The organism is Salinivibrio sp. AR640 (assembly GCF_001995405.1).
GTDB lineage: Bacteria > Pseudomonadota > Gammaproteobacteria > Enterobacterales > Vibrionaceae > Salinivibrio > Salinivibrio costicola.
The window spans coordinates 1-19,266 of record NZ_MUFD01000037.1 but is presented as its reverse complement, the minus strand read 5'-3'; the positions used below and the strand labels follow the sequence as shown (position 1 = coordinate 19,266).

The 19,266-nt window shown below is 46.2% G+C and carries 15 protein-coding genes and 2 pseudogenes; 12 read left to right on the top strand and 5 right to left on the bottom strand.

The window, feature by feature from the left end; all coding sequences use genetic code 11:
- The first annotated feature begins 72 nt into the window (after window positions 1–72).
- From BZG75_RS14230 to BZG75_RS14190, 8 genes are all read left to right on the top strand, one after another.
- A complete protein-coding gene (locus tag BZG75_RS14230; protein ID WP_077460798.1) occupies window positions 73–591 on the top strand; it encodes an Hcp family type VI secretion system effector in 519 nt (172 codons plus the stop codon).
- A gap of 123 nt (window positions 592–714) precedes the next feature.
- Complete coding sequence (locus BZG75_RS14225) at window positions 715–2,814, top strand: type VI secretion system Vgr family protein (RefSeq protein WP_077577338.1); 2,100 nt, start codon at window positions 715–717, stop codon at window positions 2,812–2,814.
- A 4-nt stretch (window positions 2,815–2,818) separates the two neighbouring features.
- On the top strand, window positions 2,819–3,328 hold the full coding sequence (locus BZG75_RS14220; RefSeq protein WP_158009997.1) for a DUF4123 domain-containing protein: 510 nt from the start codon (window positions 2,819–2,821) through the stop codon (window positions 3,326–3,328).
- 1 nt (window position 3,329) lies between these two features.
- Complete coding sequence (locus tag BZG75_RS14215) at window positions 3,330–6,938, top strand: LysM peptidoglycan-binding domain-containing protein (protein WP_158009996.1); 3,609 nt, start codon at window positions 3,330–3,332, stop codon at window positions 6,936–6,938.
- A gap of 1,029 nt (window positions 6,939–7,967) precedes the next feature.
- A complete protein-coding gene (locus BZG75_RS14205) occupies window positions 7,968–8,402 on the top strand; it encodes a hypothetical protein (protein ID WP_077577335.1) in 435 nt (144 codons plus the stop codon).
- 166 nt (window positions 8,403–8,568) lie between these two features.
- Complete coding sequence (locus BZG75_RS14200; protein ID WP_077461445.1) at window positions 8,569–8,799, top strand: hypothetical protein; 231 nt, start codon at window positions 8,569–8,571, stop codon at window positions 8,797–8,799.
- A gap of 158 nt (window positions 8,800–8,957) precedes the next feature.
- The gene (locus BZG75_RS14195) at window positions 8,958–10,802 is read left to right on the top strand and encodes a hypothetical protein (protein ID WP_131825147.1); all 1,845 of its coding nucleotides are present in this window, start codon (window positions 8,958–8,960) and stop codon (window positions 10,800–10,802) included.
- The gene (locus tag BZG75_RS14190; RefSeq protein ID WP_077577333.1) at window positions 10,795–11,247 is read left to right on the top strand and encodes a hypothetical protein; all 453 of its coding nucleotides are present in this window, start codon (window positions 10,795–10,797) and stop codon (window positions 11,245–11,247) included. The genes BZG75_RS14195 and BZG75_RS14190 overlap by 8 nt, the downstream gene beginning before the upstream one ends.
- Here BZG75_RS14190 and BZG75_RS14185 read toward each other — a convergent pair.
- The 4 genes and pseudogenes from BZG75_RS14185 to BZG75_RS14160 form a co-directional block, all read right to left on the bottom strand.
- Window positions 11,244–12,221, bottom strand: a complete 978-nt coding sequence (locus tag BZG75_RS14185; RefSeq protein WP_077577332.1) for an IS3 family transposase — start codon at window positions 12,219–12,221, stop codon at window positions 11,244–11,246. The two genes, BZG75_RS14190 and BZG75_RS14185, sit on opposite strands and share 4 nt — an antisense overlap.
- Window positions 12,173–12,508: a transposase gene (locus BZG75_RS14180; protein WP_108742931.1), complete on the bottom strand. Its 336-nt coding sequence runs from the start codon at window positions 12,506–12,508 to the stop codon at window positions 12,173–12,175. The genes BZG75_RS14185 and BZG75_RS14180 overlap by 49 nt, the downstream gene beginning before the upstream one ends.
- Before the next feature lie 45 nt (window positions 12,509–12,553).
- Window positions 12,554–12,700, bottom strand: a pseudogene (locus BZG75_RS14175) (transposase); the annotation flags it as partial.
- A 779-nt stretch (window positions 12,701–13,479) separates the two neighbouring features.
- Window positions 13,480–13,827 (bottom strand): annotated as a pseudogene (locus BZG75_RS14160) (transposase); the annotation flags it as partial.
- Window positions 13,828–14,198: 371 nt separating this feature from the next.
- Between BZG75_RS14160 and hcp-2 the strand changes: the two are divergent.
- The 4 genes from hcp-2 (at window position 14,199) to BZG75_RS14140 (ending at window position 18,201) form a co-directional block, all read left to right on the top strand.
- On the top strand, window positions 14,199–14,717 hold the full coding sequence (hcp-2, locus tag BZG75_RS14155; protein ID WP_021024295.1) for a type VI secretion system effector Hcp-2: 519 nt from the start codon (window positions 14,199–14,201) through the stop codon (window positions 14,715–14,717).
- A gap of 124 nt (window positions 14,718–14,841) precedes the next feature.
- Window positions 14,842–16,788, top strand: a complete 1,947-nt coding sequence (locus tag BZG75_RS14150; protein ID WP_077461441.1) for a type VI secretion system Vgr family protein — start codon at window positions 14,842–14,844, stop codon at window positions 16,786–16,788.
- A gap of 35 nt (window positions 16,789–16,823) precedes the next feature.
- On the top strand, window positions 16,824–17,108 hold the full coding sequence (locus tag BZG75_RS14145; RefSeq protein ID WP_021024293.1) for a type VI secretion system PAAR protein: 285 nt from the start codon (window positions 16,824–16,826) through the stop codon (window positions 17,106–17,108).
- On the top strand, window positions 17,092–18,201 hold the full coding sequence (locus BZG75_RS14140; protein ID WP_131825145.1) for a sel1 repeat family protein: 1,110 nt from the start codon (window positions 17,092–17,094) through the stop codon (window positions 18,199–18,201). Before BZG75_RS14145 ends, BZG75_RS14140 begins: the two co-directional genes overlap by 17 nt.
- A 109-nt stretch (window positions 18,202–18,310) precedes the next feature.
- Here BZG75_RS14140 and BZG75_RS14135 read toward each other — a convergent pair whose 3' ends face one another.
- The gene (locus BZG75_RS14135) at window positions 18,311–19,195 is read right to left on the bottom strand and encodes an aspartoacylase (protein ID WP_077577327.1); all 885 of its coding nucleotides are present in this window, start codon (window positions 19,193–19,195) and stop codon (window positions 18,311–18,313) included.
- Between the last annotated feature and the right edge of the window lie 71 nt (window positions 19,196–19,266).

The window sequence follows — 19,266 nt, the reverse complement described above, 5'->3', positions numbered from 1 at the left end:
GCAGGATAAGAGAGCGAACAGGCACACCGCCACGGTGGCGATGTGTCTTCCATGACATACAAAGGAGCGATTATGCCAACGCCATGTTATATCTCGATTGAAGGCGAAACTCAGGGTTTGATTACTGCCGGTGCCTGCACCGCGGATTCTATCGGTGATTCTTTTGTCGAAGGCCACGAAGACGAAATGCTGGTACAAGAGTTTAACCACAATGTGACCGTGCCGACGGACCCACAATCTGGTCAGCCCTCCGGCCAACGTGTGCACAAGCCTTTCCAATTCACCGTCGCACTCAACAAAGCGGTGCCATTGCTTTATAACGCACTGGCGTCGGGTGAGAAGATGTCAACGGTCGAGCTGAAGTGGTACCGCACCTCGATTGAAGGGAAACAAGAAAACTTCTTTACCACCAAGCTGGAAAGCGCTTCGATTGTGGACATTCACTGCGAGATGCCCCATTGCCAAGACCCGGCGAAGTCAGACTTTACCCAGAACCTGACCGTGTCGATGTCTTACCGCAAAATCACGTGGGACCACGTCAACGCAGGCACCTCAGGCTCAGACGACTGGCGCAAGCCTATCGAAGCCTAATTCTTCATGGCGACATGAAGACACAAACAGCCTGCCTTTACGGGCGGGCTGTGGTGCGTTCAGCCAGACGGCAGGGTCTGGCTGAACGTATCAGGGTAAACAAGCAGGGCGAAGGATACACAGATGGCGACATTGCAAATAGCGTTAACCGTGGCGGGGCTCGACCCGCAACCGTTCGTGGTGGTGGACTACCAAGGGGACGAGTGCCTCTCTCACCAAGCTGGCCTGAATGGCAACCCGGTGTATGGGTTCCAGTATGAGGTGGCATTGGCGAGCCGCCATACCGACCTCACGCCAGAGCAAGTGGTCGACAAGCCCGTGCAGCTGACGCTGTGGCGCAACGGCGAGCTGGTCAAACGGGTGCAGGGCATTGCCAGTGCCTTTAGCCAAGGTGACATTGGTCATCACTTTACCCGCTACCGCCTAACCTTGGTGCCCGCCCTGTATCGGCTGTCGCTTCGCCAAAACAGCCGCACCTTCCAGCACCAAACCGTGCCGACCATCTTAGACACCCTGCTCACGGACATGGGCGTCACGGACGTCACCTTCTCGCTCACTCGCGACTATGCCGAGCGCGAATACTGTGTGCAGCACCGTGAAAGTGACTTGGCGTTCTTCCACCGCTTAGCGGCAGAAGAAGGCTTGGTGTATCACCACGAGCACGACGCCACCACCCATACCCTGGTGGTGACCGATGCGCCAAACAGCTTGCCCCAGCTTGAGCGCCCTGTGCCCTATAACGCCTTAAGCGGCGGACGCACGGATACGCCGTATATCTATGGTCTGACACGCCACACTGCGGCGCAGCCTAGCCACACGGCGTTAAAAGACTACAGCTTTAAAAAACCGCGCTACAGCTTCCAACAAGCGGCGCAAGCCGATGGCATTGATTACCAGCGTACCGACAGCTACGAGCACTTTGACTTCCCGGGCCGCTTTAAAGACGACGCCACTGGTCAGGCATTTAACCAAACCCGCCTCGAGTACTTACGCCGCGAGGCCGAGCATGCTAACGGGCAAAGCAATGAGCCGGCATTACGCGCTGGCTATCGCGTTACCATCAGCGACCATCTGGATGAGAGCGTGAACCAAGCGTGGCAAGTGGTGCGTGTGCACCACCAAGGCAGCCAACCGCAAGCACTGGAAGAAGAGGGCGGCCAAGGGGCCACCACTTACAACAACCAGTTTATGCTTATTCCTGCCACCACCCCGTGGCGCGCAACCCCCATTCCCAAACCCCAAGTGGATGGCCCCATGATAGGCACCGTGGTGGGACCGGATGGCGAAGAAATCTTTTGTGATGAGCACGGACGAGTGAAAGTCCACTTCCCGTGGGACCGTTATTCCAACGGCGATGACAAAAGCAGCTGCTGGATACGGGTGGCCCAAGGCTGGGCAGGCAGCCAATACGGCATGATGGCCATTCCCCGCATTGGCCATGAAGTGATTGTGTCCTTCTTACACGGTGACCCGGACCAACCGATTATCACCGGCCGCACGTATCACGCGACCAATGTGCCGCCTTATACCTTACCGGCACACAAAACCAAGACGGTTTGGCGCAGTGAAAGCCACCAAGGTGAAGGCTACAACGAGCTCACGTTCGAAGACCAATCGGGCAGTGAGCAAGTGTATTTACACGCGCAGAAAGACTGGCACACCGAGGTAGAAAATGACCGCGTGACCGAGATTGGTCATGACAATCACCATCAAGTGCATAACGACCAATTTCATCGTGTGATGGGCAATGCGCATCATACCGTTGAGGGAGAGAGTCGCCAGTACGCTCAACAAGACCAAACCCTGATTGTAGACGGCTCGCTGCATGTTAAAGCTGGCCAAGTATGGGTGAATGACGCCAGCAATGAAATTCATATCAAAGCCGGTCAAAAAGCGGTGATTGAGGCGGGGAGTAGCATCACGGTGAAAGCCGGCGGCAGCTTTGTCAGCATTGATGGCGGCGGTGTTCATCTTGTGGGCCCTGCGATTAACCTCAACTCAGGCGGCAGCCCCGGCGCAGGCAGTGGCTATGCCGGTAAAGTCGCCGCCCTGCCGTTTGGGGTGGAGTCGCCGGAGAGCCCTGATCCTTTACCCCTGCAGCTTTCGCCTGCGACCTTAAAAGTGGCATCGGTGTCAAACCTCCCTGTACTGAAATTGTGTCAACGACAATTCGATGGTTCATGCCCTCGTCAAGACTGTCCTTGTTTGCAGGAAGAGGGATAAGTGTATGACAACGCATTATTGGCTTCTCGTTGATGCTGTCAGGATCAGTGATGCCGCGCAACTGATTCAAGAACACTTTAGTGTCGTGCAAATACTGCCCTTATATGCAGGCACCCCCTTTGATTACTTGCTTGAGCAAAGCCCTTATTTGGTGAATATGGGACCGGATATCGCTAACGTCGAGACATGGCGCACACTGCCTTATTTTGATACCAGCTCGGTAATATTTGCAGTGGATGACAACATCTGTGCAGATGATTTTATTACGCACTTACAAGCGATGTTGAAGATAGAAGTTGCTGGTCAAGTTTTATGTTTGCGCTTTCAAAGCCAACGATTTTGGGATGCCGTTTTAGCACAAGCTAATATAGACGACATCGCGCAGTGCTTAGGGCCTAGCAAAGGGGTGTTTTGGTTTAACTCAGACGATGTGCCTGTGTGCCTATATAAGCCAAATCCATTTACGCCCGTGGAGGGCGAACAACAAGATTCCGTTTTTAAGCAGTGGGTGTGACATGAAAGAATACAAAATAACGAAAGGTGACTGCTTAAGTCTGATTGCTGAAAAGTTTGACGTCTCCGAAGAGGAGCTTCTCAAGCTGAACAGTACGCAAATCAAAGATCCCGACTTTATCTATGCTGGAGATACGCTAAAGATAGAGCTGCCGGAACCTGCCAATATGGAGGCCTCTCGCGAATCGTTTAAAAAGGCACCAGAAGCGCCTGCCACGGAACAAGAGTGTCAAATCGCTGATTTTGTCGACATTTTATATGTGCCATCGCATCCTAAGACGGGTGAAAAATGCTGGTACGCAGTGACACAAGAGGCCAAGGACCTTATCGAAGAAGAAAAAGTCCTAATGCAGGACGCCGTTGTTGAAGGCGACTACAGCACCACATTTGCAAATATCAATCAGCTTGGCATTATGTCTAAGTTTGCTACACGTCCTCATGAAGCGTTCATGGATGACGAAGACAAAGAACTCTATACCACCATTCTGCCACTACGTTTAGTGGTACAAACAAAAGCCTACTACAAATCTGCAGATCCTCAGGGGTTTCTAACCCAGGCACTTGAGGAGCTTGACTTAGCGTTTGATGATATTGTTCAGCAAGAGACTCGACGAGAAAATGCTGAAAGACATGCACTGTATTATGGCGGTAAGTTTCAATCTCTTGCGCCTCAAGACAGAAGTGGCAACGCAAATTTTGACAAATTGGTCGAAGAGCGTGTCCGTACTTTTATATTGAATGCCATTGACGAACGCATTACCGAGCTGGAAGAGAAAGCGGAAAGAAATGCTGGTGACATTAATTCAGATGATGGGACTAAGTTTGTATTTAGCGAAGACCACCAATACTTCACTTCACGAAGAGAAGAGCGGATTAAAAGAGCGTGTAACCTCATTTACGACTATATCGATGGTCTGGAGCTGGCCAAAAGACTACACCAAGCGGCGATACGTGAGCTTAACGAGCTAGCGGAAGATGGTTTTCTACCCGGTTTCAAGCTACTCAACCAAGAAGGTATTGTGTTTAAAGAGCAATGCCTGACATTAGAGCAACTTGAGGGAGATGTCGGTGTTGCGGCGGGGCCCCAAGTATTACGCAATCTCGGTGACAACTGGCGGACATCACCAGAACCAATTTCAATCGGGCAGACTGAGCTGATCGATAGCTTATACGAAGAGGTAACAGGTAGCACTGAAATAAATGACAGTCTAAACATTGCAAGCCTTGTTAATGATGTCAATAAAGCCGCGTGGTCGTATTATCCAGCGAAGGCACTGATACACCTTATCGACATGACGATAACCGAACATCAAAATGCCTTGAATCAAATACTGGGTCAGAGCCAAGGCACACCGCTTGATAAGCTTTTTAATAAACTATTAACGATAAAGTCGATAGCACAGAAAAGAATAGAGCATTTAAAAAGCTTGGCTAAACAAGCGGCTCAAAAAGGCCCTAACCAGCTTCGATTCTTTTTTGCCGATGCTGAAAGGAAAGAGCTGGCCCCCGATCTTGTATTAGTGTGGGATAGAAAAGATCACCAGCCCAATAAAAAAGGTGTAAGCGCCTTTGTCAACGATGCGGGACTCAGCGATATTCAGCCAGTTGAGTGCAGTTTTTTATCCACAGGGAAAGTTTTTTACCTGCGTGGACCAGAGTGGTATATGCCTTGCGATAAGTCAGATCCATTCTATACCAAAGCAGCTTGCCATGTTGATTTCATCACTGATCGTATTACATTTGCATCTCCTCAGACGGACGCCGGGAATATCGTTGGTGTAAATAGTGTCACTGATGCATTAAAAGCGTTAAGAAAAACAAGTGTGCAAGTGAGCATAGCCCCGTTAAAAACGCAATCTCAATTCGACACTGTGTTTTGGCAAGATAGTTATCACGCTCAAGAAGGCAATATCGAAGGTTTAAACGAGCCTGCTTATGCGGAAGATGCCGGAGCACAATTTCTTCGTTTTACAGCAAAGGGAGAATCAGCACTTAACCTTCCGCTATCAGGCTATTCAGATCTCATCAAAGATCCTCGCCAAGTCGGGGCGAGTGGCAATATTTCGGCTAAGTTGGCGCTTTTGCAAGGACAAATGAGTATTTGTCTGTGGTTACCAGAGGGTGAGCAAAACAATACCTTGGGTGAAAATGCATCAGCGTCATCAGCTAGAGGTTATGCGGTGATGCTTTTCTATACCGATGATAAAGGTGAAGAGTTCAGCTACGATGTTGGCGCGTTAATGGCACGTATAACCGGTTCAGTCTATGGATTAGTTGGTGCGACGTGTCAGTTAGGGAGTAGTATTACTGTCGGCCCTAGTGACATAGATAATGGGCTAGGGGTACGTGGTAGTACCGTTTCTCTTTTCGACCCTAACGTCCATCGAGTTGAGAATATGACTGGTGCAACGCAGCATGACCTAGTGAATAGCCAGGTTGCAGCGGAGGCAGGTGTAGCGGTAGATGCTTTTGTCGGAGTAGAAGTAGGCGGCGCCTTGGGGGCGGACGTTTTCTGGGTACCACCTAATGCTCGGGTTCCTAAAACCTTAGGGACGATTAAGGGTGAATTTTCGGCAGCGTACGGCGCAGGCTTTCACAGTGAATTCCGTATAGCTTTTCAGGCTGGCGTCCTAGTGATCATCGCATCTGCGCGCTTAGTAGTTGGAGGTGGGTGTAAGGGCACCTTGGGCATCGAATTAAATGCGATCAATAGTGATGACTTTATCGACTGTCTACTTGGTGTGCTTAAGCAAAGTAACTTCCGCCGCTTATCTGTGTTTGGTGATGTAGATGAAAATGGAATAAATGATGATTTTAATACCCTTAATGACATCGCGACGATAGCTATTGGTTTGGGTCTATCCTTTTCTAAGGTACTACTCATGCCACCGAACCTGTGGGCATCGTACAAAAAGAATGTCATAAGCAAAGAATATGCTCCGTTCTTATCGAGAAGCCTAACAGGAGATAATGCCCCTAATGCGAGAAAATGGATCATAAAACTACCTCCCGAGACACTCGCTAACTTGATCGCAGCATTACTGAAGGCTCAGACTGAGGCAACTTCTGAGGGTAGTGCCCAGTTTGTTAATCGTCGACAGGCTCAAGCTATTTTGAATATTATGGAGTGGTTAAGCAAAGATAAAACTAACCAAGAAGACGACGAATCATATGCCAGTCAGCGGCAATGGAAAGAAACATTGATTATAATGGCCGAACTCCATGCGGGAGCAGATAAACCCCAACAGTGGGAAGGGTTTAGAAAAAGCTGGTATCAGATAGCAAGGTTTTTTAATAGCGCCTTTTTGACTACTGAAACAGCCCAACAAATTGACATAATGAAAAAAGTTAGAAATGACTTCGATCAAGCTTCAAAAATACTTTGTGGAATAATGATACTAACCATCTATACAAAGACAGTAGAAGCGGGACGACTCGGTCCCGTTACCAATACAGATTATCGTGCTTATGCGCGTTCGGTGGTGGCCAATGCTAGTAGCCGAGGTGAAAAAATTAAAATTAAAAATGATGAAGACAATAACTACATTAAGTTAGTGCCCGAAGAAAACGAAAAAATCATAGATTGGAGCCTGAAAGATGTTGGTTTATAAAAATATTAGAAAGATAGCTATTTTGCTATTTGTAGTGATAGCTATTAGTGCCTGTAAGGAAAAAGAAAAGGTGGTCAACCCTGAAGATGACATTCCTTTATTCAAAGACTTCATTGAGGAGAACATCGATAAAGTAGCTAATGATCCCTATATATCGAGTACAGTAAAGCCTGATGATGAGATGTATGACTTGATGCTAATGCTGCAGCGTGGTGATTGGAGTCAAAAAACTTGGGATGAGATGGACTCTTTGATGAAAAAGGGCGTAGAGAATGCCAAAATAATCTATGCACGTACAAAAATAGATGAAATTTATAAACGAAGTGAAGCCACAGCTATACTGACTGAGTTAATGAGAAAAGGAAATCCCTATGCGACTTACTGGCTATCTAACAAAAGTAACTTATGCCTTTCTTATCTTTCATCAGAACATTTTGGCAACAAAGTAGCAACAGCACTTGNCATTGAGGAGAACATCGATAAAGTAGCTAATGATCCCTATATATCGAGTACAGTAAAGCCTGATGATGAGATGTATGACTTGATGCTAATGCTGCAGCGTGGTGATTGGAGTCAAAAAACTTGGGATGAGATGGACTCTTTGATGAAAAAGGGCGTAGAGAATGCCAAAATAATCTATGCACGTACAAAAATAGATGAAATTTATAAACGAAGTGAAGCCACAGCTATACTGACTGAGTTAATGAGAAAAGGAAATCCCTATGCGACTTACTGGCTATCTAACAAAAGTAACTTATGCCTTTCTTATCTTTCATCAGAACATTTTGGCAACAAAGTAGCAAAAGAACTTGGCTTAGATACTTCTTATGAAAATAAATACTGTACCGAGGAAATTTACCAAAAAGCAGTCGAGGGCTTCAAAAAGCTTGCAGCAGAAGGCGATCTTCATGCCCAATATTTCTTGCTGAAAGATAAAGGTCTTGATAAATCTGTAGAAAAACGTGAAGAGTACATAAAAGAAGTTATTCGATTTTCCAAGTCTCACTATTATAAGCCTCTAATNCTCTAATGGATTACTACTATAATATAACTAAAGTAGAAAATGGAAAAACAGTCTTTCACTCACCTAGATCAGAGCGCCAGGTGAAAAAATTGCTAAGAATAGCAGCTAATAATAACTATATCCCGGCTTTTGTTTTTTTGATTGACAAAAACACTCCGAAAGATGATTTCCTTTATAATAGGTTAAAAAAGCTTGGAGCATGGCATTATTTTTGGGCTAAACCGTATTATAAGGAAAAATCTTTAAACCCAAAGGAACAATATTGTGATGCGAAACTATATAAGGCTATTTTCGGTGATCGATTTTTTGGTGGGAGTTATGAGGGTAAAATAGACATGAGTAATCTAACATGTAATGTTAGTGAACAGTTGAATAGTATCGAACCTATGATTTATATTGATTATTTCACCAGAATTGATGATTGGGGTAGAAGTTACTAATATATTTATATTTTATTACTTCTATTACATTTATACATTAGCTTCATACTGCTTCTATATCCCGTTCAGTGAGTGATATAACACTTGCTGGGCGGTAGCATTCCTTACGTTTAAAGCGTTATGGTATCTGCCGGCCAAAACATCACTATCTGTTGGACACAGCCCTATGATGCGTCATAAAACGATTATCCAAGTTATACTTTTAAGCATATCGATGAGTTTCCTCTCTGGTTGCAAAGAAAAGGCGATCAACCCTGAAGGTGACATTCCTTTATTCAAAGACTTCATTGAGGAGAACATCGATAAAGTTGCCGATGATCCTTACATTTCAAGCACAGTTCGCCCTGAGAATGAGATGTATGAAGTGCTGTTAAAGCTACAACGGGGCATACCTTAGAGTGACAGCCGAGAAGAAGGGTTCAATCCCCTATTCTAGACGGTCAGGAGGATTCGGTACTCATTGGGTAAGTGCGAGAGAAAAAGCGCATATTGCTTTGGGATGAGCACAAAGATTGGGCGCCAGAAAATTTGAACAATCACATTGTGCCGGACTCCATGGCGTTGAATACGACGATTGTTGAGTGTGCGCTCACTTCTAAGCCAAACGAAGCGATGTATATACGTTCAACGTGTGCGGTTTTAGATAATGACCCAGCAAGGAATAAACAAAGCTGTGCGCGAGTTTATGAACCCACGCTACCAACAGGGCAAGGAGCGATAAACCCCAAGGCATTCAAGGACGCGTTAAGAGACGCCTTGGGTAATGATGCGGAAATTAAAAAGACGTTTGCGTTGGCTAACGTGGGGGGAGAGGTCGCTTTAGATGAGGCCTATGAGTATGTGTTACCGTGGCGAACCCAGCAAACTGAGATTTTCGGTAACACCGTTAAGATGGACGTTAGCGGCGGCGCACAATTTATGCGATTTACGTATTCAGCGCAGGCAGCAGCTGAAAGCGTCAACTTAAACTTAGTGGGGAACACGCAGTTGGGGGCGTCGCTTGACTTTGCCAGCGGTCAATTAGCGACAAAATTCTCCATTCCAGCTGAAAACATGTACGATCTCAAAGTTCCCTATTACACCGTTGACAATGAGCGTCGTGAAGTGAGCTTAGGAGACATTCGCTTCGACATTGAAGCGGTTGTGCACGGTATGTTAGCGGCAAGCATGAAATACTCGAATGAGATTGCACTTGGTCAAGATGCTGCCACAGGGGCTACAGGCTTACGGACATCTCAAACCTTTATTGCAACACGTTTGGAAAGCAAGCAAGACCTAGGGCTCGCGTATGATAGTAAACTGCGAAATATTAAGGCGGGTGCAAAGACTGAGGTGTCGGCCTTTGCTGGTGCAGAGGTAGGTGGACAAGTCAGTCTTGCATGCTTATGGAAAAATGTGGGTAGCTCGGACATGAAACAGTTGTTTAAGCTCGCCACTCGCCTCACCGCGCAGTTAGGCGTTGGAGCGAAACTTATCTTGCAATGTACCTTAGATAATGGTCGCTTAATTTTTCGTTTCGACTTTGGCGCCGCGTCTATTGCGGGTTTCTCTGGCAAGCTGGCGTTTGAGTTAGACCCGCTTGCTTACGATGAATTTATCTCACGGCTGTTAGATGTGATGGAGCACCCTAGCTTCAGTCGCTTTGGTCTCTTCCATGAAAGTGACGGCAGTGAAGCCTTTTATGCTTTTAACAGGCTATTGACAGTGGCCGTTGCTTATCAGCTTACCCTGACGCAAATTGCACTGCTTCCTTTTCATCTTATTCGCGATATGGAGCAGCGAGCGTTAGAAGTGACGAACGCCCCCTTTGTGGCGAACTTCATTAATAGTGACGTTGAGACATCCGGTCAGCGAGACTGGATAAAGAAAATGCCGGCTGAAACCTACGCCAAGCTCTTTTCCGTTCTATTGCATTATCATGATCTAGGTTTTTGGGCTAACGATGCAGAAGCAGCGAAGGATAACCTCGATCAAGTGGCTGCGATGACCAAGCTTTTAGAGTGGATAAGAGGAGAGAGCCACCCAGTAAGTGACAATGCCAAGAAAAAGTTCGAGAACGTGATGCAAAGGATCGGAGAAGAGATTGAGATGGAGCTTCCCGAAGAAGTGAAATGGCAACGCTATGCGGAAAACATTGATAAAATATTAGTATTTTGGGAGGCTTCTTATAGTAACCTCGAGAAAGTAGACCTTAAACAAGGGAAGCGAAAGTTCATTGAGATAAAATATGACTTGGTCGAGGGCTTTGAAAGTCTAGCTGATTGCTGGAAACCTTATAAACGAGTAAATATACTTCCTGCTTATCAAGAAGTGGCTGAATATACTTCTGTTCATATGAATGATAAAAAAAGAAAGAAGGATATTGAAAGTAAAGGCTTTAGGAATATACTTGGTGGATAAGATGAATTTAATAAAACTCTTGGTTTTTTGTGTTTTTTTTCTCATTGCTCCTGCTCAAGCAAAGACCTTAAAAGAGGGACTGTCCCTTCTAAACGAAGAGAAGTATAAAGCGGCAAATGAAGTTTTCAGAGCGCTGTCTGATAAAGGTAACGCTAAAGCCTTTTACTGGTTAGCTTATACTCAGTTTAAAACGTTAGGTACAGTAGAAGCCGGTTCTAGCCTTTTAAAGGCCGCTGAGGGAGGTAACCCTTGGGCAATGGCGACGCTTGCAGGTACATATATGCCGAAAGTTGATCGTTCTTTTTGTGGTTATTTGGGTTGGCCATGTGAAGAGCAATGGGTAGACAAAGCAATTGAAGGTTGGAAGAAACTCGCCGAAGAGGGTAATGGTAAAGCTATGTACGCACTGATGTTGATCCACTTTAACGGACACGTCTTTCGTTAAGTACATTGTTTTTCAAACGCTATCGGCGACATATAGCCAATGCTACTGTGTAACCGTGTTCGATTATAAAAGTACTGAATATATTTTCTGAGCTTCTCTCGTAAGTGCCTTAAGTTAGCAATCGGTGCATCTTTGATTAACTGGCCCTTAAGCGATTTAAAGAACGACTCGACTTCTGCATTATCCGTGCATTTCCCTGGCCGATTCATGCTCTGCTCAACACCGTGTTCCGCCAGTAAATGTCGCACCCTATCCGCACAATACTCGCGTCCTCTATCAGTATGAAATAGCAGCCCCCGTTTAGGCTTTCGGCTAGCGAGTGCTTTGACGATGGTGAACATCGTCAAGTTTGAATCAAGTCTGTCGCTGAGCGCCCAGCTAAGTACTTTTTTTGAGTAAACATCAATCACTACCGCTAAGTAGCCCCATCGGTTTCCTACTTTTATGTAGGTAACATCCGCGGTCCATTGTTGATTGATTTTGCTCGCTTTTTCTTGTTCTAAACGTCGATTGACGAGTCCTTTAAAGAACGTCCGACTCTTTTGCCGACGACGGTAAACACGGTCCACTCTCGCCTTTAAACCTGCTTCTCGCATCAAGCGGGCCACACGCTTACGACTCACTGCGAGACCTTTTGCCTTCAACGCCGCATGGATTTTAGGACTCCCATATCTGCCTTCGCTTTTACGGTAGATGAATGCTATCTCTGCGCCTAGCTCACTATCTGCGCGCGCGTGTCCTGACTGTCCGCGGCTTAGCCAATCATAATAGCCACTACGAGACACAGAAAGGTGCCTACACAGCTTCTTTACTGAGTAAACATCACTATATTGCTTTACGAATCGGTAGGCTTGCGCCTTTGTTCTGCTTGAANCAGAAAGGTGCCTACACAGCTTCTTTACTGAGTAAACATCACTATATTGCTTTACGAATCGGTAGGCTTGCGCCTTTGTTCTGCTTGAAAGCGTTGCCACTTTTTTAAGATATCGTTCTCCTCTTCAAGCTCCGTGATCCGTCGCTTGAGCGCCGATAACTCATCCTTCGCCTTGTCTGGCTTCACTTTATTTTTTAGGGACTTGACCATACCAAACTCTCCATCTCGATACGTTTTACGCCATTTCGATAGCATGAATGGATGGATATCAAGCGCCTCTGCAACCGACTTCACTGTTCGATGCGTCTCATAGCTCCATTCAACCGCTTTTAGTTTGAAGTCTAGTGAATATTGCGCTGTCTTTTTACCCGTTTTATAGGCTGGCATACTGACCTCCTCAGGTCGTCGATGCGTGTCCAGTAAAACGGATCACCATTTCGATAGCATGAATGGATGGATATCAAGCGCCTCTGCAACCGACTTCACTGTTCGATGCGTCTCATAGCTCCATTCAACCGCTTTTAGTTTGAAGTCTAGTGAATATTGCGCTGTCTTTTTACCCGTTTTATAGGCTGGCATACTGACCTCCTCAGGTCGTCGATGCGTGTCCAGTAAAACGGATCAAGTCCACACTCTTATATCATGACCCTAGCTGGTGGCAATATATTCCTATTTATCGAGAATATCGCTATGGCGAGTTAGCTGAAAAGATATATAAAAGTAAGGGTTATACATTTTTCTTCGATAGCCATTTTTGGTCTTGGGTTAATGAAGACATAAGATTGGAATACTTAGAGAAAATGGCTAAAGATGGGAATATGGTGGCTGTTTATGAAGCTGCGTTCATGTACAAGGAAAGAGGGGATATCAAAAAAGCTATAGATTGGATAGATTATGGCGTTAGGAATAATGATTTTAACTCTTTGTTATTCAAAAGTATTATGTTTATCCCTTTTATGAGAGAGGCTGGTATTGGGGAGAAGGAAGATACGTCTGAAAAGAAAGCCTTTTTTTATTGCATGATTGCACACTCGATGAATAATAAGCATGACTGTAAATTAACAAGGTATTTCGATGAGTTTTATGANGTTTTATGATGAAGAAAATGATGAGTTGAAATATTTTGATAAATATACAGGTGAGTATGTTAGCAAAGAAGATATTGAAAGTGTAAAAGCTCAGGCTAGACAGAAAGCTAAGGGGCATAAAGCTAACCTTTACCTTGATGAAACAACAGTAGAATTCTTTAAAGGCTTCAGGAAGAATCTATAGAGCAATTTTAAATTATCATGTGACCTCAATAGGAGGGTGTTCAATATTCTGTGTGAGGGTGTTCAATATTCTGTGTCAGCCAATTTTCATAGGTCTATGTGATCATCCAGTCGGCCTTCGAAGTGAATGGTCAGCTGCGATAGCGTCAGGCTCCAGCTCTGCACCGGATGCGACCAATGCTCAGACGCCTTTAACATACCTGCGTAGAGTAGCTTGAGCAAGCTGTTCTCGTTGGCAAAACCACCTTTGGTTTTGGTCAGTTTGCGGAACTGGCGGTGCACGGCCTCAACGGCGTTCGTCGTATATATGGCGGTACGCACGTATTCCGGATATTTGAAGTAAGTAGAGAGTGTGAACCATTTATTGCGCCAGGACTTAATAACGATGGGGTATTTGCCACCCCACTTAGCTTCTAAGTCATCCAGCGCGCTCTCTGTAAGCGGTTAATAAACCCCACATACCCATAAGACACGGGCTTTGCCATAGTACCTTTGTTAACCTCTTACGGAGAAAGTGGGCAAAGTTTATAGCAAAAATACAGTCGAATTACTCAGTGAGCAGTAATGGTTTCTGGGGCTAAGCGACTTCTTAAAGCGTTTAGGTAGTGCGTAAAGGCTCAGCGATATGCCAAGCAACTTTTTGCCAAGCCAAGCAAAAAGTTGCTTGAGTCGTGCAAAAAATTGGTCACGTAATCGATAAGCATTTGAAAATAAGGGCATAAAAACTTGGCATGAATCTAGCTTAATAGCAGGGATAGACAGCAAGAGTCGCTGTTTGAACTCGAATCATACAAAAAGGAGCGATTATGCCAACGCCATGTTATATCTCGATTGAAGGCGAAACCCAGGGTTTAATTACTGCCGGTGCCTGCACCGCGGATTCTATCGGTGATTCTTTTGTCGAAGGCCACGAAGACGAAATGCTGGTACAACAGTTTGACCATAATGTGACGGTACCGACTGATCCTCAGTCTGGTCAGCCATCAGGACAACGTGTCCACAAGCCATTTAAGTTTACCGTGGCATTGAATAAAGCTGTTCCGTTGCTTTATAACGCACTGTCTTCGGGCGAAAAAATGTCTACTGTGGAGCTAAAATGGTACCGCACGTCGATTGAAGGTAAGCAAGAAAACTTCTTTACCACCAAATTAGAAAGCGCCTCTATCGTGGATATCCATTGTGAAATGCCACACTGCCAAGATCCGGCGAAGTCAGACTTCACTCAGAACCTGACCGTGTCGATGTCTTATCGCAAAATCACCTGGGACCACGTCAACGCAGGTACTTCAGGCTCTGATGACTGGCGCAAGCCGGTTGAAGCTTAATTGCTATTGCTAGGTTGCGTCGGCTTTGTGCCGGCGCTTCACCATTTGTTTAGCAGCGTTCGTTTTCCAGAGAGCGTTGCTAGACAAGTGTTCACTGTTGCGGGAACAAGATTCGGGAGACATCATGGCGAAATTACGTTTTGAATTTAGCGTCGAAGGCCTAGAGCCAGACACGTTTGTGGTCAGAGAATATCAGGGCAACGAGTCCCTCTCTGCTGCGGCGTTCGACCAGCAAGCTTGCAACGGGTTTCGTTATTCGATTGCATTGGCAAGTCGCGATCATTCCCTAACCCCTGACCAATTAGTGGATTGCCAAGCCACGCTTGCTCTCTATCGCAACGGGCAATGTGAGCGTCGTATTCGCGGTATCATTCGTCAATTTTCCCAAGGGGATATTGGTCATCATCACACTTATTATGATGTTGAATTAGTGGCTGAAATTGAGCGTCTATCACTACGGCAAAATAGTCGTGTATTCCAACATCAGACGGTTCCCCAAGTTATTTCGATCTTGTTGCAAGAAATGCGTATTACGGATGTCGGTTTTGGGCTGACAAAAGAATATGCAGAGCGTGAATTTTGTGTTCAATACCGAGAAACGGATCTCGCCTTTTTTCATCGTATTGCCGCAGAAGAGGGGTTGATGTATTGCTTTGTTTGGAAAGAGGACAAGCAGCTCTTATATATCACTGACTCGCCCTTTTCGCTTCCCGCCCTTAAACAGCCGATTGTGCATAACGCTCAGGCTGCAGGTGTCGTCGATGAGCCTTATATTCGTGCCATCGAAAAGCACACTCGGATAATCCCGTCATCACTGGAGATGAAGGATTATAGCTTTAAAAAGCCGAATTATAGCTTCTTACAGCAAGTGAATATGTCCGGCATTGACCATCAGCGCCAAGACTACGATGTTTATGATTTTCCAGGTCGATATAAAGACGATACGCAAGGTAAACATTTAACCCAGATACGCCAAGAATTTCTGGCACGTGACAAAGTCACGGCGACTGGGGAAAGTAATCATTTTCTTGTGCAGGCGGGTCATGCATTTGAAATGCAAGATCATCTCGACCGTACCATGAATCAAAAGTGGCAAGTAGTGCGCGCTCAGCATTACGGCACCCAACCTCAAGCAGTTGAAGAAGAAGGCGGCACTGGCGCCACTACCTATCATAATCGGTTTACGGTGATCCCGGCCTCTATCCCTTGGCGGGCCACTCCACACCCTAAGCCACAGGTGGACGGCCCTTTAATAGGGATTGTGGTTGGGCCTGAAGGCGAAGAAATTTTCTGTGACGAACATGGCCGAGTAAAAGTTCATTTCCCTTGGGATCGTTACTCGAGTGGAAACGATAAAAGTAGCTGCTGGATACGGGTGTCTCAAGGTTGGGCAGGGAGCCAATACGGCATGATGGCCATTCCCCGCATTGGCCATGAGGTGATTGTGTCGTTTTTACATGGTGACCCCGACCAACCGATCATCACTGGCCGGACCTATCACGCGACCAATGTATCCCCTTATACATTGCCGGCCCATAAAACCAAGACGGTCTGGCGCAGTGAAAGCCACCAAGGCGAGGGCTACAACGAGCTCACGTTTGAAGATCAATCGGGCAGTGAGCAAGTGTATTTGCATGCTCAGCGTGATTGGCAATCCGATGTGGAAAATGATGTCGTTACGCAGGTGCGGCATAATGAGCATCAAAAAGTGGACCATGATTCTTTGTCGGCTGTTATGAGTAACCAGCATGTGACGGTCGATAAGCAATCACGAACACGAGTGAAAAAAGATGCCACAATTGCCGTTTCTGGAGGGATACATGAAAAAATCGATAACCGCTTCGCCGCAACGGCGGGACGTGAGGTGCATCTAAAAGCAGGCGCAAATGTCGTGCTTGATGCAGGTACGGAGGTTACGGTAACCGCCGGTGGGAGCGTAATGAAGGTTGATGCGGCCGGGGTGCACCTTATTGGTCCAGCGATCAATTTAAACGCTGGCGGAAGTCCTGGTAGTGGCTCTGGGTACCAAGGACAGCCAGCGAAATCGCCACGCTCAGTGAACAAACCTTGATCGTTTAATGCAAGCTAAGAAATTTGAGGAAAGATATGCCCAAAGCAGCACTTGTTGGCCATGTGGGAACCGCGCATGATGGATTTCCACCTACACCGATTGTGGCGGGGTCGTCAACAGTAAAAGTTGACGGGATACCCGTAGTTCGTAAAGGTGATCCCCTGGCACCGCATAGTAAACCGAAACACCCGCCTCATGGGCGAGCGGTAAATGCGGGTTCCGGTAGCGTTATGATTGATGGAAAACCAGCCGCTCGTATTGGTGATGCAGTGAGTTGTGGCGGTGTGATTGTAGGAGGTTCAAGTGTCAACATTGGTTAATACCCCGTCAATGCTTAAAGCAAGCGTGTATGCATGCCTAGTCATGCTAAGTGGACAAGTACATGCCGAACAAGTTGAAGTTGAAGCCACACCTTTTGTGCAACTAGAGCCGGTTGAAAAAATCGCGGATGACTATGATATCCAGGCGATGACGCCAGAGGCAATATTTGAGCATGGACGTTTGTCTCGCGCTCAGTTCCATTACCAACGAGCTGAAAAATATCTACGTGCAGCGGCGGATCAAGGTATTGTTCCTGCCGCTTATTTATACGCTGTGCTCGTCAGTGATGATGGTAATAAGCTCGATTATTCGCCGGTTGCGCAGCAGTATCTCACGCAGGCCGCAAAGGCGGATTATATTCCAGCCATGAAATTACTGGTTGAAAAAGGCCATTGGTTATCGGCAAATCATCGTACTATTTGGCGCTATAAGTATGAAGAAGCACTAGCAGCTTGGTATGAAAAAGCACCTAAAGACGCAGCATTCAGTCTGTATCAGTACGTTTATCCAACAGACAAAAAGAAAGCTGAGCAGTATTTAGAAGAGGCGATTGCGGCGAATGATGTTGATGCCTTGTTACATAAAGCATCGCAAATAGAACTGGCTGAGCGCGGCTTTTATCTTTTCCCCAGCTCTCGCCTTGATGCGGCCGCTGAAGTAAAAAAACAGATTGCCAATGCGGGTGGGATCCCCGGTACTAAGAGTTTATATCGTGATTTTATCCGTCGAGGGGAAAGCCATAAAGCGGTGGCGTGGCGCGAAAAAGCGATTGAACAAGGGGATCTTATGTCTCTTGCTGCCCTGGGGCGTCTGTACACCACAAACTACATGCCTGAAGACGCTGAGTATACTGATGGGCTCGTTTATCTTTCTGCCTACTTGGATGTGGTTGGTCAAGGACGGTTCGTGACTTTGAGAGAGCAGGCAATGGAGCAGTTTGAGCTCGCGTCTTCGCGAGTATCAAATGACGTCATTGAAAAGGTAGAACAAAGAGCGGCTGAATTGCGTAGGACACACATGTTCTTTCATTATGATCGCTACTGGCAAAAAACGGCTTTAAAGAAAGAACCCGCAACTAAGCCAGTGAGTTAATTGCGAGCGAGCGTTGTTTCTACTTTCTGAGCGGCCACATCACCGAGGCATTGATACATCGGTTCGATGTTGGTCGTTTCTTTATACGTCTCTCAGTTGTACCTCTCAATTATACCGTTAGACTAAACATCTCTGCCATCGACATCGCAATATTGTTATCGTAATACGCCGCCTCGTTAATAAAGTGCGGATACGCAGTGTACTTTCCTTCCCAAGCGACTTCGCGACCGTCAAAGCACATGAATAAAGGATCGCCAGGTACTATCGGCTCAAAGTCTTTGTCTTGCACGTTTTGGTGCACCATACCGATGCGCTCTCCTTGTGCATTTTGGGGTAGATGTAAGGTTTCTTTATAGCGATAAGCCGTTACTTGCGCGGGTAGCTCTGGCACCTTGTCGATATTAAAGAGATGCACAAAATCGAGAATATGCGTCGTCATTTCTTGCATGGATTCCATTACATCATGGCGTAATACGGATTGCGGTTGAGGACCAACCTCAACAATGACGCCTTGCTTCGCCACTGAGCATAAAAAAGCGTGTTGAAGCGGCTCGAGATGATCTTCTACTAAAATAATGGCATCGGGCATACGCTCACTGATATAGGCAGCAAGCTGTTTATTGAATGTGTCTAATGCGAGCAAAATGAGCGTAGGCCCCATGTTGCTGGTGGTGTTGTGTAAATCGATGATGAAATCGACGCGAGGATCGCCTTTAGGACCTAGCTGTTGATTGAGGACTTTTGCGCGACTTTGCTCGTAGTTTGTTAAGGTGAGATCGGCGAGCCCTTGAGGATCGAATTGTCGATTTAAGTCACAATCGAGATAACGTTTGTTTGCATGATAAGCCGACGGATTCGCGAACACATGCTCCGTTGAAAAACTATCCCGAGTCGTAACAGATGTATTGGTTTGCCACTGTTTTAGTGCGTAAATCCCGCTAAACTCATTGCCATGGGTGCCACCGACGATGGCCACTTGACTGAAGCGACTCATGAGAACTCCTTGTGTTGAATGGAAAAACATCCGCTTATGTCGTGGTGCTAGCTTAGCATCGATACTTGTAG

Coding starts and splice junctions, on each gene's coding strand:
- BZG75_RS14230 (WP_077460798.1), top strand. CDS start 73: ATGCCAACGCCATGTTATATCTCGATTGAAGGCGAAACTCAGGGTTTG.
- BZG75_RS14225 (WP_077577338.1), top strand. CDS start 715: ATGGCGACATTGCAAATAGCGTTAACCGTGGCGGGGCTCGACCCGCAA.
- BZG75_RS14220 (WP_158009997.1), top strand. CDS start 2,819: ATGACAACGCATTATTGGCTTCTCGTTGATGCTGTCAGGATCAGTGAT.
- BZG75_RS14215 (WP_158009996.1), top strand. CDS start 3,330: ATGAAAGAATACAAAATAACGAAAGGTGACTGCTTAAGTCTGATTGCT.
- BZG75_RS14205 (WP_077577335.1), top strand. CDS start 7,968: ATGGATTACTACTATAATATAACTAAAGTAGAAAATGGAAAAACAGTC.
- BZG75_RS14200 (WP_077461445.1), top strand. CDS start 8,569: ATGATGCGTCATAAAACGATTATCCAAGTTATACTTTTAAGCATATCG.
- BZG75_RS14195 (WP_131825147.1), top strand. CDS start 8,958: ATGGCGTTGAATACGACGATTGTTGAGTGTGCGCTCACTTCTAAGCCA.
- BZG75_RS14180 (WP_108742931.1), bottom strand. CDS start 12,508: ATGCCAGCCTATAAAACGGGTAAAAAGACAGCGCAATATTCACTAGAC.
- hcp-2 (WP_021024295.1), top strand. CDS start 14,199: ATGCCAACGCCATGTTATATCTCGATTGAAGGCGAAACCCAGGGTTTA.
- BZG75_RS14150 (WP_077461441.1), top strand. CDS start 14,842: ATGGCGAAATTACGTTTTGAATTTAGCGTCGAAGGCCTAGAGCCAGAC.
- BZG75_RS14145 (WP_021024293.1), top strand. CDS start 16,824: ATGCCCAAAGCAGCACTTGTTGGCCATGTGGGAACCGCGCATGATGGA.
- BZG75_RS14135 (WP_077577327.1), bottom strand. CDS start 19,195: ATGAGTCGCTTCAGTCAAGTGGCCATCGTCGGTGGCACCCATGGCAAT.